General features: G+C 29.3%; 14 protein-coding genes and 2 riboswitches. Of the genes, 5 read left to right on the top strand and 9 right to left on the bottom strand.

What is annotated here, in order from left to right:
- Nucleotides 1-22: 22 nt before the first annotated feature.
- Entirely contained in the window at nucleotides 23-1480 is a 1458-nt protein-coding gene (locus tag RH99_RS13955) for an MDR family MFS transporter (protein WP_010239388.1), read from the bottom strand.
- Nucleotides 1481-1645: 165 nt separating this feature from the next.
- Between RH99_RS13955 and RH99_RS13960 the strand changes: the two genes are divergently transcribed.
- Nucleotides 1646-2746, top strand: a complete 1101-nt coding sequence (locus RH99_RS13960) for a glycosyltransferase (protein ID WP_010239390.1) — start codon at nucleotides 1646-1648, stop codon at nucleotides 2744-2746.
- A gap of 124 nt (nucleotides 2747-2870) precedes the next feature.
- On the opposite strand, the gene RH99_RS13965 is transcribed toward RH99_RS13960, so the two are convergent.
- From RH99_RS13965 to thiC, 7 genes are all read right to left on the bottom strand, one after another.
- Nucleotides 2871-4229 (bottom strand): PFL family protein, encoded by a 1359-nt coding sequence (locus RH99_RS13965; protein WP_010239392.1) that lies wholly within the window; start codon nucleotides 4227-4229, stop codon nucleotides 2871-2873.
- 34 nt (nucleotides 4230-4263) lie between these two features.
- Nucleotides 4264-4533 (bottom strand): ACT domain-containing protein, encoded by a 270-nt coding sequence (locus RH99_RS13970; RefSeq protein WP_010239393.1) that lies wholly within the window; start codon nucleotides 4531-4533, stop codon nucleotides 4264-4266.
- Between the two features lie 193 nt (nucleotides 4534-4726).
- Nucleotides 4727-4820: riboswitch (glycine riboswitch) on the bottom strand.
- 207 nt (nucleotides 4821-5027) lie between these two features.
- Entirely contained in the window at nucleotides 5028-5630 is a 603-nt protein-coding gene (locus RH99_RS13975) for a thiamine phosphate synthase (protein WP_010239394.1), read from the bottom strand.
- Nucleotide 5631: 1 nt separating this feature from the next.
- Nucleotides 5632-6741, bottom strand: a complete 1110-nt coding sequence (gene thiH, locus RH99_RS13980; protein ID WP_010239395.1) for a 2-iminoacetate synthase ThiH — start codon at nucleotides 6739-6741, stop codon at nucleotides 5632-5634.
- 12 nt (nucleotides 6742-6753) lie between these two features.
- Nucleotides 6754-7518 carry a thiazole synthase gene (locus tag RH99_RS13985; protein WP_010239397.1) on the bottom strand — a complete coding sequence of 255 codons (765 nt, stop codon included), beginning with the start codon at nucleotides 7516-7518 and terminating at the stop codon, nucleotides 6754-6756.
- A 224-nt stretch (nucleotides 7519-7742) separates the two neighbouring features.
- A complete protein-coding gene (gene thiS / locus RH99_RS13990; RefSeq protein ID WP_010239398.1) occupies nucleotides 7743-7937 on the bottom strand; it encodes a sulfur carrier protein ThiS in 195 nt (64 codons plus the stop codon).
- Nucleotides 7938-8000: 63 nt separating this feature from the next.
- Nucleotides 8001-9302: a phosphomethylpyrimidine synthase ThiC gene (thiC, locus tag RH99_RS13995; protein ID WP_010239399.1), complete on the bottom strand. Its 1302-nt coding sequence runs from the start codon at nucleotides 9300-9302 to the stop codon at nucleotides 8001-8003.
- 121 nt (nucleotides 9303-9423) lie between these two features.
- A riboswitch (TPP riboswitch) is annotated at nucleotides 9424-9524 on the bottom strand.
- A gap of 259 nt (nucleotides 9525-9783) precedes the next feature.
- Here thiC and RH99_RS14000 point away from each other — a divergent pair.
- A complete protein-coding gene (locus RH99_RS14000) occupies nucleotides 9784-10284 on the top strand; it encodes a LiaI-LiaF-like domain-containing protein (protein WP_010239400.1) in 501 nt (166 codons plus the stop codon).
- A gap of 312 nt (nucleotides 10285-10596) precedes the next feature.
- Here the strand turns inward: RH99_RS14000 and RH99_RS14005 are convergent, their stop codons facing one another.
- A complete protein-coding gene (locus tag RH99_RS14005) occupies nucleotides 10597-13473 on the bottom strand; it encodes an EAL domain-containing protein (RefSeq protein WP_010239401.1) in 2877 nt (958 codons plus the stop codon).
- A gap of 382 nt (nucleotides 13474-13855) precedes the next feature.
- Here RH99_RS14005 and RH99_RS14010 point away from each other — a divergent pair, with 382 nt between their 5' ends.
- From RH99_RS14010 to RH99_RS14020, 3 genes are all read left to right on the top strand, one after another.
- The gene (locus RH99_RS14010; protein WP_010239402.1) at nucleotides 13856-14725 is read left to right on the top strand and encodes an alpha/beta hydrolase; all 870 of its coding nucleotides are present in this window, start codon (nucleotides 13856-13858) and stop codon (nucleotides 14723-14725) included.
- A gap of 255 nt (nucleotides 14726-14980) precedes the next feature.
- Nucleotides 14981-15919, top strand: coding sequence for an AAA family ATPase (locus tag RH99_RS14015; RefSeq protein WP_010239403.1), 939 nt, complete (start codon nucleotides 14981-14983; stop codon nucleotides 15917-15919).
- The gene (locus tag RH99_RS14020; RefSeq protein WP_010239405.1) at nucleotides 15916-17055 is read left to right on the top strand and encodes a DUF58 domain-containing protein; all 1140 of its coding nucleotides are present in this window, start codon (nucleotides 15916-15918) and stop codon (nucleotides 17053-17055) included. Before RH99_RS14015 ends, RH99_RS14020 begins: the two co-directional genes overlap by 4 nt.
- Nucleotides 17056-17170 lie beyond the last annotated feature (115 nt).

The following is a 17170-nucleotide window of genomic DNA, read 5'->3' on the forward strand; positions in this document are numbered from 1 at the left end:
TATACATTTTATATATTATACACTAACCTTTAATATCATTATCTTTAATATTGTTGAGCATAAATGATAAAATTAAAGAGACTATAGAAATTATTATTAGCACTATAAAAACTACATGCATTCCATAGTTCAAAGCATCCTTCATTACACTGATAGGTATTCCAGTATTAATCACATCAGAACTATATAAGCTATTTGGATCAACATTTTTTCTTCCTAATTTATAAAAATACCTTACAATATTCAAATTAAATATAATTCCAAAGATACTAACTCCTACAGTTTGACCTATAGTACGGAGTAATGAATTTGAAGCTGTAGCAGCACCCCTTTTATTATAGTATACAGATTCTTGAACTATTATTGTTAATGTAGTAAATGCTCCACCAAATCCAAATCCCATAATAAATGTATAAAATATAACTAAAACTAAAGATGTCCTTAAATATAAAGTGCCTAATAGTAAACAACTTAACAATAATATTATAGAAGATATACAAACCACTGAGTTTTTACCGTATTTAAATATAGCTTTGGATAATATAACAGATGATAAAAGCCATGATATAGACACTGGAGCCATAGCCACTCCAGAAATTGCTGCACTATATCCTAGAACACTTTGAATATATAAAGGCATATACACATCTAAGGCTATTAAAATTGCTGAGGCTAATAAACTAACTAGATTGGCTATTATATTAGATTTAGTGAAAATTTCAAAAGGTATAATAGGCTCTTTTGCCTTTCGTTCTACCTTATAAAATATAATTAAGAATATAGCTGTAAATATTAAACTTACTACTAAAGATGTGGAATACAACTTCTTATTATGTTGAATAGATAAAATTCCGTATAAAAATAATACAATTGAAAATGATAATGTTACTATTCCCACAAAATCTATAGGATTATTATTTTTTTGAAAAGTTTCTTCTAAATTTTTTTGTAATAATATTATAGATACAATACCAAAAGGTATATTTACATAGAAGATCCAATGCCAAGATAAATATTGTATCAAAAATCCACCTAGAAAAGGTCCCGCTATACTTGCTATACCCCAGACCGTACTGAGCCATCCTTGAATTCTAGCTCTTTCTGGAAGACTGAATACATCCCCAACTATAGTATATGTTATTGTAAATATAGCTCCTGCTCCAATACCCTGTATCCCCCTAAATACTATAAGCTGATACATATTTTGAGAAAGGCCACACAAAGAGCTTCCAATTAAAAATATTATGATACCAATAGATAAAGTATTTTTTCTTCCATATAAATCAGCTAATTTCCCATATATAGGAGTTGAAATTGCTGAAGTCAATAAATATAAAGAAAACACTAGACTTATTTCGCTAAAACCATTTAATTGCTTAACAATTGTAGGCATAGCAGTTGTTACTACTGTTCCCTCAACGGCTCCAAGAAACATAGCTACCATTATTGCTACGACTATATTACTTTTTTTTGTATTCATATTTGTATCTCATCCTTTATATAATATCTTTTATTATTGATAATTATTATTCTATCATTGAGAAATGGCATTGCCAAGTTGTTTAAATTAGTATAAACAGAAATGTATCAATTCCATTCTATAAAACATACTGTATACTGTAAATTATTTTTGAGAGGTAATTACATGATAACTATAAGCTTATGTATGATAGTAAAAAATGAAAAAGATGTAATAGGTAGATGTCTTAGTTGTGTAAAAGATATAGTTGATGAAATAATAATTGTGGACACAGGCTCTACAGACAATACAAAGGAAATAGCTAAAAATTTTACTGATAAAATATATGATTTTAAATGGATAGACAACTTCTCTTCTGCAAGAAATTTTTCATTTAGTAAAGCTACAAAAGATTATATACTTTGGTTGGATGCAGATGATATCATTCTTGAAGCAGATAAAAAAAAGTTCAAAAACTTAAAACAAAATTTTGACCCAAGTGTAGATATTGTTATGATGAAATATAATGTAGGATTTGATGATAATGGAAAACTTACATTATCATATTTTAGAGAACGCCTATCTAAAAGAATCAAAGATTATAAATGGCGTGAACCTGTTCATGAATATCTAGAAATAAGTGGCAAAATTACAAATTCGGATATATGCATTACTCACAAAAAGGAACATCCCGTAGTTCCTAGAAGGAACTTGTCTATATATAAAAAAATCATTTCAAAAGGTAATACACTAAGTGTAAGAGGCTTATATTATTATGCTAGAGAACTATATTATAATGGAATATATAATGATGCTATTGAATATTTCAACAAATTTTTAGATACAAATCTTGGATGGGTAGAGGATAATATATCAGCTTGTCTCAATCTTTCCATATGTTACCTTAATATAGATAACAAAAAAAATTCTCTAACTTCCCTTCTTAAGAGCTTTGAATACGATACCCCAAGAGCAGAAATTTGTTGTCAGTTAGGATATTATTATTTTAATGATAATGAGTATAAAAAGGCAATATTCTGGTATAAACTAGCTACACAATTAGAAAAGCCAAGGGATGGTTGGGGTTTTGTTTCACACGATGCTTGGAGTTATACTCCAAATATTCAATTATGCGTATGCTATGATAAAATTGGTGATATAGAAAAATCAATAGAATATAACAATAGGGCTGCAGAATATAAACCAAATGATCCTGCCGTTATTTACAATAAAAAATACTTTGAAGGATTAAAAAGCAATCTTAAATATAAAAAAGCTACCCTTTAATCAAGAATAAATTCTAAATTAGGATAGCTTTTTATATTTATAAATCTTATTTTTTACTTTTTTAAATTAACACAACAATTACTAAGTTGAATATTTGTTTTGTTAATACTGCTTAAAATATAAGTTAATTTTTAAAACTATGAATTGGTGAAGGTATTCTTCCACCTCTATCAATAAAATCTTCGCTTGAGAACTTACTTACAGCCATTACTGGAGCTGCTCCTAAAAGTCCACCAAATTCAACTCTATCTCCAACATTTTTTCCATAAACAGGTATTATTCTTACTGCTGTAGTCTTATTATTTATTACTCCAATTGCCATTTCATCAGCAATCATTCCAGAAATAGTTGATGCAGGTGTATCTCCTGGAATAGCAATCATATCAAGACCTACTGAACAAACGCAAGTCATAGCTTCAAGCTTTTCTATATTTAATGCACCGATTTCTACAGCATGTATCATACCTTCATCTTCACTTACAGGAATGAAAGCACCACTTAGTCCTCCTACATGTGAAGAAGCCATTATACCACCTTTTTTAACCGCATCGTTAAGCATAGCCAATGCAGCAGTTGTACCATGACACCCACAAACTTCAAGTCCTATTTCTTCAAGTATTCTAGCTACACTATCACCTACTGCTGGAGTAGGTGCAAGAGATAAATCTACTATTCCAAAAGGTACATCAAGTCTTTTTGCAGCTTCAGTAGCTACCAGCTGACCAACCCTTGTTATCTTAAATGCAGTTTTCTTTATAGTTTCAGCTACAACGTCAAATGTTTCTCCCTTTACATTTTCCAAAGCAGATTTTATAACTCCAGGACCACTAACACCTACGTTTATTACACAATCAGCTTCTCCTACACCGTGGAATGCTCCTGCCATGAAAGGATTATCTTCAACAGCATTAGCAAATATTACAAGCTTTGCACAACCAAGACTTCCATTGTCTCTTGTAATATAAGCTGCCTCTTTCACTATTTCTCCTAAATCCCTTACCGCATTCATGTTTATTCCAACTTTTGAAGTTCCAACATTTACTGAAGAACAAACCCTATCTGTAACCGCTAATGCTTCTGGAATAGATTTTATAAGTATTCTATCTCCAGGTGTGCATCCTTTATGAACTAATGCAGAAAATCCACCTATAAAATTAACACCTACAGCCTTTGCAGCTTTATCCAATGTTTTCGCATACTCAACATAATCTGTATCACTGCTACTTTGAGCAACTAATGCTATTGGAGTTACTGATATTCTTTTATGTATAATAGGTATTCCATATTCAAGTTCTATTTGTTCACCTATTTTAACCAAATCTTTAGCTTTTGTTGTTATTTTATCATATATTTTTTGTCTACACTTTTCACCATCTGGATCACAACAATCTAAAAGTGATATACCCATAGTTATTGTTCTAATATCTAGATTTTCTTTTTCAATCATATTGATAGTTTCAAGTATGTCTTTATTATTAATCATTTTTTCAACTCCCAATTCCTAATCTATTATACTTCTATACTTCGTGCATTGATCTAAATATTTCCTCACGTTGAAGCTTAATTGTAACTCCAAGTTTTTTAGCTTCTTCATCAAGCTTTTCTTTTAGCTTCTTAGCATCTATTTCCATTTTAGATAAATCCACAAACATTATCATCGTAAAATAGTTTTGCAAAAGAGTTTGATTTATATCCATAATATTTATCTTATTTTCTGATAGTATTGAAGTTATGCCCTGAATAATACCAATTTTGTCTTCTCCGATTACTGTAATAAATGATTTCATTTTAATAAATTCCTCCTGAATAATGAATTTTCATTGTAATTATTGCTAATTTAATAAGCTTAAAATAATCAATATATATAAACAAAAAAAAGACCAAATTAAATTAGTCTCTGAGAAGCATTAAAAATTAAGAACAACTTCATATGTGAAAATTAAAAATACCTAATCTACATCACATAGACGATTTCTTTAACATATAATCTCCGTTCTTTTACCTGAGAGTTTCACTAAAATAATACTTTAGTTTTCCCCTTCGGTGCTCTTTGAGTCTCTCCAGAGTTTCGTCCAATAACGGTTTAAAGCAAAGCATATTCAAACAAATAACTATTTCACATGCTTAATATCCCACTATCTTCATTCGACTTATTAAATTGTCAAACTCATTTTAACACAACACAATTACATAAATCAATAAAAAATGCAAATTTTAAAGAGAAAAGTGTATATATTACTTTCTATATACACTTTTCTTAGTAAAATTATACATTTTTCTACTAATAACTATTAATGGCCGCTTTCATATTAAACACTAATTTTTCAGGATCATTAGCCTGCATAACAGAAGACATTATAGCTGCCCCTTTTGCTCCTGACTTTAAAATATCATTAATATTATTTAATTCTATTCCTCCTATTGCTATTACCGGAATAGATACTTTGTCACAAATTTCTTTTAAGAACTTAGTTCCTCTTCCTTCAAGCCCCTTCTTACAATCCGTATTAAATATGTGCCCAGCTATCACATAGTCTGCTCCCATATTATCAACGTTTTTTGCCTCTTCTAGAGCATGTATAGAGACGCCTCTAATTTTATCATAAGATTTATTAAAATCTAAAAATACATTATAACTTAATTGTATACCCTCTGATTTAGATTTAATAGCTACCTCATAATTTCCATTGATTATAAGAGGGATTCGCTCCTTAACTACTTCTTTTATTTCAATTGCCAATCTGTAAAGCTGCTCTGAAGAAAGATCTTTTTCTCTTAAAATTATGGCATCTGCCCCACCTTTCACGGATGCTTCTACAACTCTAATTAGATTTCCATCTTTTATAAGCTTTCTGTTAGTAATTACGAATAGTTTTCTGTCCATGTTAAACGTACTCCCAATCCTTCATAACAGGACAGTAGCCTTTAGATTTGAGCATATCTCTTATTTCTTTTACACTTCTTTTATCTGAAATTTCAAATTGTTTTTCACCTTGATCTTCAGCCTTACAAGAATGTCCACCTACTTCAGTAGATACTCCAGCAGAAATTTTAGTTACTCCCAGTGGTATAAGATTATCTCGTAAATCTGCAGATTCTCTTGTGGTTACATTTATACCTGATCTTTTTAGGAATATCTTAAAGGCCAGCATTATCTGTACTAAATCTTTATCATTTACATCTTTAATTTCTGTAAAGCTACCTGCATGGGGTCTAATTCTTGGTACTGACATACTTATTTCCATGTAAGGGAACATATCCTGTATATATCTAGCATGAAGTCCAGAAAAATAAGCTTCTTTTCTCCAGTTCTCAAGTCCATAAAGTGCTCCTACTCCCATTCCTCTTATGCCTGCCCTAGCAGCTCTTTCTGGTGTTTCCACTCTATATCTATAATTCTTCTTAGGTCCTGCTAAATGAATTTCATCATATTTTTTCATATCATAAGTTTCTTGATATATGGTAAGTGAATCCACCCCTGCTTCTATAAGTTCTCTGTATTCATTTTCTTCTAAAGGATATATCTCAATACAGATAGAACTAAAATATTTTTTTAATAATTTAACAGCATCTTTTATGTAAGATACAGGACTATGAAGTCTTGATTCTCCTGTAAGAAGAATTATATGCCTTAGACCTGAAGCATGTATTGCCTTTGCTTCTTTTTCGATTTCTTCCATATTAAGCTTTTTTCTGTGCACATCATTTTCCACATTATAACCACAATATGCACATTTATTAACACAATAATTAGCTATATATATAGGAGTGTACAAGGTAACTGATTTACCAAAGTTGTTAATTGCAATATTATGTGCTTTTTGGGCCATATCTTCAAGATAATCTCCTGCTGCTGGTGAAAGTAAGCACATAAAATCCTCTGTATTTAAAGTATCTTTACTTAGCACATATTCAACCTGTTCTTTAGTTACACTATTGAAAAAGCTATCAAAATCATAATCTTGTAATTTATTAGCTACATCAAAAAAGCTCATTAACTTATCCCCCTATCTCAAAAATCCTGTTAATGGTGAAGATGCCTCTGCATAACTTTTTTTCGCACCTACTTTTGCCAAATAACCTTTTCTTCCGCTCTCAACGGCAAGCTTAAATGCTTCTGCCATAAGTGCAGGATCTCCAGCTGTTGCTAGTGCTGTATTAACAAGTACTGCTGATGCTCCCATTTCCATAGCTAGAACTGCATCTGAAGGCTTACCTATACCTGCATCAACTACTATTGGAAGATCTATTTCTTCTATTAAAATTCTAATCATTTCCTTTGTCCTAATTCCTCTATTGCTTCCTATAGGAGATCCTAATGGCATTATTGCAGCTGCTCCAGCTTCAACCATTCTTCTTGCATCTGGCAAATCAGGATTCATATAAGGTAGCACGACAAAACCTTCCTTTGCCAAAACTTCTGTAGCCTTTATTGTTTCTAAATTATCTGGAAGAAGATATTTATTATCTGAAATAACTTCTATCTTTACCCAGTTACCACAACCTGCTGCTTTACCAATTCTAGCCAATCTAATAGCTTCTTCTGCATTCCTTGCTCCTGAGGTATTAGGCATTATTATGGAATCTTTACTTAAATAATTTAAAACATTCTCTTCTTCTGAATCAAAATCTACTCTTCTAAGTGCTGCAGTAATAACCTCTGCTCCACTCTTTTCTAATAAATTAGGTATGATTTTATTTGAAGAATATTTTCCACTGCCAATAAAAAGTCTGCTTTTTAATTCTTTTCCACCAATAATAAGTTCGTCCATTTTAATTATCTCCTCACTTTAGGTACCTGGAAATAAATAACTACTCAAGCATGATATTGACGTTTTATATCATATAATAAAACAGCTCCTTGATAATGATTATGCTATCAAGGGTTGCTGTTAACTTAGTATGATACGAAATAAACTATGATACTATCTAGTTATTTTTTGAAGATGCCTTAATTAATATTAATAGTCAATTTAATTTCAAAATCTGCATAATACTAACCGCCACCTACAAATCTTATCAGTTCTACTTTAGAGTCACTAGTCAGCTTAGTTGTCGCATATGCTTCTCTATCTATGATGTTCAAATCAACTTCTGCTACTACCTTATAGGCTTCTATTTTAAGTTCATTAAGCAATTCTTCTATAGTCATTCCATCTTTAAAGTTCATTTCTTTACCATTGACAATCATGCAACTCACCTCCTAACAAATAACATATTTGGTATTAATAACACCCCAGGGGTGTTATTAGTTTTATTTTATATTCAAATCTTCATTGTTCAATATTTTTTTCATTGTTCTCATTGAACACATCTTTCCACACATTGTACAGGTTTCTGGATCCTCTGGTGAAGATTCTGTACGATATTTACGAGCCTTTTCACTATCTATAGCTAAATCAAACATAGTCTCCCAATCAAGATCTGCCCTAGCTTTACTCATGGCATTATCCCATTCAACCGCACCTTTTATACCTTTAGCAATGTCAGCAGCATGTGCCGCAATCTTAAAGGCAACTATTCCTTCTTTCATATCTTCAAGGGATGGTAAACGTAGATGCTCTGCTGGAGTAACATAACATAAAAAGTCTGCTCCACTAGAGGCTGCCACTGTACCACCAATAGCTGCTGTAATATGATCATAGCCTGGTGCTACATCAGTAACCAAAGGTCCTAACACATAGAAAGGAGCACCATGACACAATTTCTTTTCTAATAACATATTAGCTTTTATTTCATTAAGAGCCATATGTCCTGGTCCCTCTATCATAACTTGTACATTTTTTTCCCAAGCCTTTTTAGTAAGTTCACCTAAAGTAATAAGTTCTTTAATTTGAGCTGGATCTGTAGCATCCTTTAATGAACCAGGTCTACAAGCATCTCCTAATGAAATAGTTATGTCATATTTTTCGCAAATATCAAGAAGTCTATCATAATATTCATAGAATGGATTTTCTCTATTATTTAGTTCCATCCATGCAAATAAAAGACTTCCACCTCTAGATACTATCTGAGTTAATCTAGGATTATCCTTAACTGCTCTTGCTGTTTCACGATTAAGTCCTGCATGAATTGTAATGAAATCCACTCCATCTTCTCCATGTTTCTCCACAACATCAAAGAATTCATCCACAGTTATATCCTTAAGTTCCTTGTCACAAAAGCCAATAGCATCATACATAGGAACAGTTCCAAGCATCGCTGTTGACATATCTATAACTCTTTTTCTCATGTTTTCAGTTTTTCCATAGTTAGATAAATCCATGATAGCTTCTGCTTTCATTTCAAGAGCTACTCTAACTTTTTCCAATTCTTTTTCTATGCTACAACAATCTTTTGATATACCTAAATTTACATTTATCTTAGTTCTTAGTCCTTCCCCAATACCCTCTGGATCTAGAGACTTATGATTTTTATTGGCTGGTATTACTACCTTACCCTCTGCAATTAATTCTCTTAATTTTTCTACTTCCATTTTTTCTTTTTCAGCAACAATATTCATTTCCCTTGTAATTATTCCTTTTCTTGCTGCATCCATTTGTGTTGTATAATTCATAATAGTAACACTCCTTTATTTTTAAATTAAAAAAGAGAACAAACCTGATGTAGGATAAACATCAGGTTTGTTCTCTTTATGCGTATATAAAATAAAAAGCCTGCATAAAGCAAGCTCTGTAATATACAAACCCTTGCTTCCCTACGATGGTGTTAACCATATCAGGTTCATAGAGTTAGGATTTTCTTCCTTCTCAGCCTCACGGCACCCCTAGCAAATAATTATTTAATTATTAGTTATAGTATACTCCTAAAAATAGTTATTGTAAAATTATTTTTAATTTAATGCTTTTTCTTTTTTACACTTTATAAATAGAAATCCACTCTAGAAAATCTTTTCATCTATAAGATAATCAACTAATGTTTTTATAGATAAAGTATATTAAATCAGGTTAACTTTATTTAAAATTAATGTATAATAAAAGAAAATGAAGAAGTACCAAATGAATTAAACAGATAGAATTTATTTTTGGAGGTTTTAAATGCAGAAAAGAGGACTGACGTCAGGTATAATTCTAATAATTATTGGTATTATATTATTATTGAACAAAGTATTTAATCTGAATTTTTTCAGTATGAGTAATTTTTGGCCATTATTCATATTGATACCAGGTTTAGTTTTTGAGGCTAGTTATTTCTTAACAAAAAGAAATCCAGGGCTTTTAGTTCCCGGTGGTATTCTTACAACTTTAGGCTTACTATTTTTCTTTGAAACTTTTACTAATTGGCAATTTGCCGCACACACTTGGCCTATATACCCCTTGGCAGTAGCCATTGGTTTATTTCAACTGTACCTATTTGGATATCAACAAAAAGGACTACTGATTCCAGTATTCATTTTAGGAGGAATTTCTTTAATTTCTTTTGCAATTATGATAATGAATGACTTCTTCTGGTGGATTAATGGAAGTCTACTAATACCAGCTTTGTTTATATTAATTGGAATAATTGTATTATTTAAGTCATTTTCAAAAAATAACTGATTATTATGCTAGTATATTTTACATCATACCACATAAATAGGTCTTAATGATTGCACACTATCATTAAGACCTATTTCTTTGGATAACATAAACAAAATATTTTTTATACCTATTATTGATTTCATAATGTCACTCCCTTCAGTTTAGATTTTAACAATTATTAAAATACAGGATAGTGAGCTATCTGAGGGTTCTGTTGACGTAGTAGGATTCAAAATAGACTAGCATACTGACTAGTTATTTATTTGAATATGCCTAAGAACACTATGAAAATAAATTAACATTATATGAATTTCATAGTATTTCTTTATATTATAAAATAATAGTCTTTTCTTTTATTATATTATCTATTTCTTCTGCAACCATTGGCTTACTAAATACATATCCTTGAATAATATTACATCTTTTTCTGTAAAGTATGTGTAATTGATCTATAGTTTCAACACCCTCTACTACAACTTCAATTCCCAGATTATGAGCAATATTAACTATTCCGTCCACTATAGACTCTTGTCTGGCATTAAAGCATATGTCATCTATAAAGGACTTGTCAATTTTCAATATATCTATTGGTATCATTCTAAGATAATTTAATGATGAATACCCTGTTCCAAAATCATCTAAAGAAGTCCTAACCCCAAGGCTTCTAAGCTGTCTTAATATATCTACATTTTCTTCAAGTGATTCCATTAAAACACTTTCTGTTATCTCTATTTCCACTAACTCTGGAGGTATGTTAATATCTCTTATACATCTTTTAACAGTTTCCAAAAAATTAGTTTGTTTAATTTGCACTGATGAGACATTAACAGATATTCGTTTTTTACCATATCCCTTTTTAATCCATTCCATATTTTGTTTAAAAGCAGTTTTCATAACCCACTCTCCTATTGGTATTATGAGACCCGACTTCTCTGCTACAGGTATGAATTCACCTGGGGATACAGAACCAAGTTCTTCATTTTTCATTCTTATAAGTGCCTCTGTACCTATAATCTTACCTGTACTTATTTCAACTTGAGGCTGATAACATAAATATAATTCGCCATTACCAACTGCATTTCTAAGAGCTTTTTCTATCTGTATATATCTATCTAATCCCTTAGACATTTCTCCATCATAGAATTCATATCTGTTTTTTCCAGTTTCCTTAGCCTTATACATAGCAGTATCTGCATTCTTTAGAATAACATTATTGTCTTTTCCATCCCTTGGAAAGATACATATTCCTATACTACAAGTTATAAATACTTGTTTATTGTTTAGTTCAAAACCACTATTAAATATATTTATTAGATTATTTACCAAATCTATAACTTCATCTTTTCCACTTATATCTCTAATTAAAACTAAAAACTCATCCCCGCCAAATCTACAAACTGTATTTTTACCATTAATTATATCAAAGAACTTAGCACCTATAGCTCTTAACAATTTATCTCCTTCATCATGTCCTAAGGAATCATTAACTCTCTTAAAATCATCTAGATCAAGAAAAAGCACCGCTCCAGTTCTATCATATTTTTTATAATTTTTTACTTCCTCATCAAGTTGATTAATAAAGTTATCTCTATTAGGAAGTCCTGTTAGCGTATCAAAATATGCTAATTGCTTTACTTTAAGTTCAGATCTCTTTTTAATTGTAACATCTGAAATTATACCTATATATTTCAAGGGTTCACCATTATCATCTTTAATAACTCTTCCTCTATTTAAAATCCATTTAATTTTACCGCTCCCTGTAGTTATTTTAACTTCGGTTTCAAACCAAGGAGTTTCTAATTTCATATGTTTTTCTATATCTTTGTATAACTTTTCCTTACATTTAGGAAAAATCGCCTTATCTATTAACTTAACAATATCATTATCCTCAATTTTATACCCAATTATGTCATACCATTTATCAGAAACAAAAAACTTATTAGCTTTTACATCAAACTCCCATAAAGCATCATTAATTCCATCAAGAACTTGCTCATATCTAACCTCACTTAATTCAAGTGCTTCTTTATTTTTAATTAATTCATCATATTGAGTTCTAAGTTCCTCTTCTGTAGCTGATAGTTCCTCATAAACTGCGGAAAGTTCTTCATAGCTATTGCTAAGCCTTTTAATCATACTATTATAGTTACCTGCAAGTAGACCCAGTTCATCCTTAGATTTATAATTACATAAAGAACTAAAATCACCCTTTTCAGCCTTATTCATTACCTTTATCAAAATCTCAATAGGCTTCGTTATGGATTTTGATGCAAGAATACTTATAAATACAGATATTATAAATATAAATCCAGCTATTGATATAATAATTTTCAGTTCAACAGCAGCAGGTGCATTTATTTCATCCACATTTTTTGTCACTACTAAAGCCCATTTTAAATCTGGAATTATGCTATATCCCATGAACTTATTTACATTATCATAGGTATAAGTATCTAAAGCACTATAAGTATTTTTATGAGCTTTAGTATTTTTAAAAATATTTATAAGCTTTATATTTTGAGATTTGGTACCCACCTTTTTAGCATCAGGATGTGCAACAAGCAATCCATTACTATCCATTATGTAGGCATATCCAGTTTCACCATTTTTAATAGATGCTATAAATTTTTTAAAATAGTCTGTATATATGCCATTAGCATAAACTCCAACTATATTACCATCTGCATCCTTTACTGGAGCCGCTATTGCAACTACTAATTTTTCATCAATTTTTGAACGTAGTGTACTGCTAACAGACATGTTTCCCTTTATAGCCTCTTTAAAATATTCTCTATCAGATACATTAAGTTTTACTGCACTTTCATCACTACTAGCAATTATATTTCCATTTAAATCTACTACAAAAGATTGCTGAATTTCAGAAAAATTAACTTTTCTTTCCTTAAGCTCATTATCTAAATTCGTTACCTGAGATAAATAAAAAAATGAATCATTTCTATTTACTAATCTACTATTTAATGTATCTATTACACTAGGTTTTTCTACTGAAAGAGACACTTCTTTTTTTTGCCCATCAATGATAGTTGTTAAAGTTGCACTATCAGCTTTAGTTATTTCCAATATATTATTTTTACTTTCATTTATAGCCGTCTTTGAAGTATAATTATATATTAAAAAACTTACTAAAATTAATGGTATTAGAGATAATAAAATTATGGTTAACGATAATCTTTTCTTAATACTCACTATAACCTCCAAATAAGTTTAAATTTGCAATTATTACTACATTAATTATAAATATTTTTGTATAATTCATTTATATACCTTCTTCATATCTATACTATAGTTTCATGCATTTATCTAATTATTTCGTTCTATTTTCAATTTAGTTTATACATAATAAATTTATTTTTATAAAACTATGGACATTTATAAAATATAATGATATATTTTATATAATACACATTGGAATACTTGGTATTGACTTTATACGGACTATTAGAAAAGTGCAAAGTATCATTGAAGATTACTGATACATGGTAAGTTATATTAAAAATGAAACAATAATTTTATTATTTAGTAATTTATATAGATAAAACTAAAATATTTATAATTGGAGTGATTATATATGAAAATAAAGGAATTTTCGCATAATGCTATAGATGGAACTTCATTATTTTTTAGAGAATGGCTACCTGATGGAAATGTAAAAGCTGTTGTATGCATTGTTCATGGGCTAGGCGACCATAGTAACTGGTATAAAGGGCTAGTTGATTATTTTAACAAAAATAATTTTGCAGTGTTAGCCTTTGATCTTAGAGGACATGGTAAATCTGAAGGAAAAAGAGGACATACTCCTTCTTACGAAGCATTTATGAGTGACATTGACATATTAGTAAACGTAGCAAAAAAAGATTTTAATAATTTACCTATATTCTTCTATGGTCATAGTTTTGGCGGTAACCTAACAATAAATTATGTATTAAGACGTAGACCAAATCTATCTGGTGTAATAATAAGTAGTCCTTGGCTTAGTCTTTATTCTAATCCACCAAAACCAAAGCTTTATTCTACATTCTTACTTAATAAAATATGGCCTTCATTTTTGGTAGATAATATAGTTAATGAAGCTGCATTATCTCATAATCCAGAAATCATCCAGGCTTATTCAAAAGACCCATTAACTCACAGTTGTATTTCCGCTAGACTTTTTACCACTGCTTATAAGGCAGGATTATGGGCTATTGATCATGCATCAAATTTCAATGTGCCTATACTATTAATCCACGGTGATTCAGATAAGATAACTTCACCTAATGCAACTAAAACTTTTGCTAAAAGAGTTCCCAAAAACTTATGTACTCTTAAAATTTATGATGGTTTATATCATTCTCTGCACAATGAATTATGCAATAAGAAAATATTTTCTAATATAGGAGAATGGATAAATACAAAAACTATTTTGTCCGATAATGAAAAATATTCTCAACAATTATAAATATAATACATCGAATATATTATATTTATAATTGTATTTTCTTGCATAGTAAAAATACATATGATAAAGTTCTGTTAAAAATATGAATAAATAATAAAAACTTTTCACATATAAATTTTTACTATGTCAATATGATATAATTTATACAATATAACAGAAAATTCTGTCATAATTTTTTAAATTACTTTATTTGGTATAAATAAATAATAATAAATACAAAACTATTATTTAATTAAAATGCAGGAGGAGATTACTTTGAGAAAAGAGCTAGAAAATGTCATAGAAAATGTATCAAAGGTTGTAATTGGCAAAGAACTAGCAATTTTAGATATATTGAAGGCAATTTTAGCAGGAGGACATGTTCTCATAGAGGATGTTCCTGGTGTTGGAAAAACTATATTAGTAAAAGCTTTAAGTAAAAGCTTGGACTTAAATTTTAATAGGATTCAATTTACACCAGATATATCGCCTTCTGATATACTGGGGGTTTCCATTTATAATCCCCAAAATTATGAATTTAACTTTAAAAAAGGACCAATTTTTGCGAATATGATTTTGGCAGATGAACTAAATAGGACTTCTCCTAAAACTCAAAGTGCATTAATTGAAGTAATGGAAGAAAAACAAGTTACTGATGGAAATAATACTTATCAATTAGAAGCACCCTTTATAGTAATGGCTACAGAAAATCCTTTAGAATATTCCGGTACTTTTCCTCTACCTGAAGCAGTACTTGACAGATTTATAATTAAACTATCTTTAGGATATCCTACAAAAGATGAGGAAATAAAAATGCTTTCTACCCATAAAAGGGAAAATCCATTGAACAGTATCCTTCCAGTTATGACACTTTCTGAACTAAAACAACATCAAAGAGAAGTTACAAATGTAAATGTAAGTAGTGGAATATATGAGTTTATTGTTAACATTGTCAATAAAACAAGATGCTGTACTGAATTATTTTTAGGAGCCTCTCCAAGAACCTCTATTGCATTATTAAAAATATCACAGGCAACTGCATACATATATGGCCGAAACTATGTAATACCAGATGATGTTAAAGAAAATATAAAGAAAGTACTTTCCCATAGAGTAATACTATCAAAAGAAGAAAAATTCAATGGTACTGACATTTCTAGCATTATAGATAACATTATGAAAGAAATATCAGTACCCGATATTAATTATGCATGATAAAATTTAAGCTCTCATTTATACTTACTTTAGCATTACTAATTGGAGCTCATTATTTTTATGGGAAAGAAATAGTTAATTCTTTACTTTTAGTGTTTTTATCAATGTTTCTAATTGCATTGCTATCATTACTTTTCTTAAAACGCCATATAACAGTACATTTAAATTCAGAAGACAAAAAATTTTTTACAGGTGAAAACTTAAAGATTTATTTATATATACATAATAAAAGTTTGTTCATATATTCTTGTGTAAATTTTTTATCTAATTTTATTGATAAAAAAGATATTTCAAATAAAAGTTTTAGTTTATTGCCATTTAAAAAGCTTAAAATGGAATTAAATTTTGAATTGACTACTAGAGGTATTTACAACTTTAAAAATTACTTATTGGAAGTACAGGACATGTTTTTAATATTCTCAAAAAAATTAAATTTTAATAATGGCCTCACTATAATCATATATCCAAAGGATATTGAATTACCTTTAGGAATTGAAAAGCTTATAGATAGTGTTATTAATTCTTCCAAAGACAACATAAATTTCTATACTCCAGATGACTATTCACACATTGATAAATATATACTAGGCGATAATTTTAAGAACATACATTGGAAAATAAGTGCTAAAACAAATACTTTATATACAAAAAGATTTGATGCCCTAAAAAAACAAGACATTCAAATTTATATGGATATGAATAACTGTTCACTATTACCAGACACTTTTAATAATATAACAGATGAAAATTTAATTTCTTTTTCTTTGTCCATAATAAAATATTTATTGCAAAAAAATGAAAGTATATGTTTAAATATTGAAAATTCAAATAGCTCTATTTTTCAGCTGCAGAGTATAGATGATTATAATTCTATTGTATCTTATTATTTAAAACATAAGAGTACAGGGGAAATTAATTTTTTTAATAAAGTTTTAGAAAAAACATTGGGAAATATTCAGGATTGTAAATTTCTCTTTATTATAACTTATACAATATTACCACATGATTTAAAAATAATTTCCAAAATAGCAGCTAATCATGATAGCTTAATTATTTTTACTCTTTTAAATGTTCCCTATAAAACAAAAGATTTACTATCCAATATTAGTGTAAAGGTAGTAACATTATCCATTTAAAGGAAGTGATATATTGAAAAAAGCTTATATTCCCCTAGCCATACTAAATGTTTTACTGCCTATTATACTAATTAATAAAGCTTATATTATTACAAATATCTCCTACAAGAACATA

It is taken from the genome of Clostridium arbusti SL206 (assembly GCF_000246895.1).
GTDB lineage: Bacteria > Bacillota > Clostridia > Clostridiales > Clostridiaceae > Clostridium_I > Clostridium_I arbusti.

Bases quoted from the DNA above. Each gene is read 5' to 3' on its own strand.
- thiS (WP_010239398.1), bottom strand. From the start codon at position 7,937: ATGATTGTCAATGGTAAAGAAATGAACTTTAAAGATGGAATGACTATA.
- RH99_RS13975 (WP_010239394.1), bottom strand. From the start codon at position 5,630: ATGGACAGAAAACTATTCGTAATTACTAACAGAAAGCTTATAAAAGAT.
- RH99_RS13960 (WP_010239390.1), top strand. From the start codon at position 1,646: ATGATAACTATAAGCTTATGTATGATAGTAAAAAATGAAAAAGATGTA.
- RH99_RS13965 (WP_010239392.1), bottom strand. From the start codon at position 4,229: ATGATTAATAATAAAGACATACTTGAAACTATCAATATGATTGAAAAA.
- RH99_RS13985 (WP_010239397.1), bottom strand. From the start codon at position 7,518: ATGGACGAACTTATTATTGGTGGAAAAGAATTAAAAAGCAGACTTTTT.
- RH99_RS14000 (WP_010239400.1), top strand. From the start codon at position 9,784: ATGCAGAAAAGAGGACTGACGTCAGGTATAATTCTAATAATTATTGGT.
- thiC (WP_010239399.1), bottom strand. From the start codon at position 9,302: ATGAATTATACAACACAAATGGATGCAGCAAGAAAAGGAATAATTACA.
- thiH (WP_010239395.1), bottom strand. From the start codon at position 6,741: ATGAGCTTTTTTGATGTAGCTAATAAATTACAAGATTATGATTTTGAT.
- RH99_RS14010 (WP_010239402.1), top strand. From the start codon at position 13,856: ATGAAAATAAAGGAATTTTCGCATAATGCTATAGATGGAACTTCATTA.
- RH99_RS13955 (WP_010239388.1), bottom strand. From the start codon at position 1,480: ATGAATACAAAAAAAAGTAATATAGTCGTAGCAATAATGGTAGCTATG.
- RH99_RS13970 (WP_010239393.1), bottom strand. From the start codon at position 4,533: ATGAAATCATTTATTACAGTAATCGGAGAAGACAAAATTGGTATTATT.
- RH99_RS14020 (WP_010239405.1), top strand. From the start codon at position 15,916: ATGATAAAATTTAAGCTCTCATTTATACTTACTTTAGCATTACTAATT.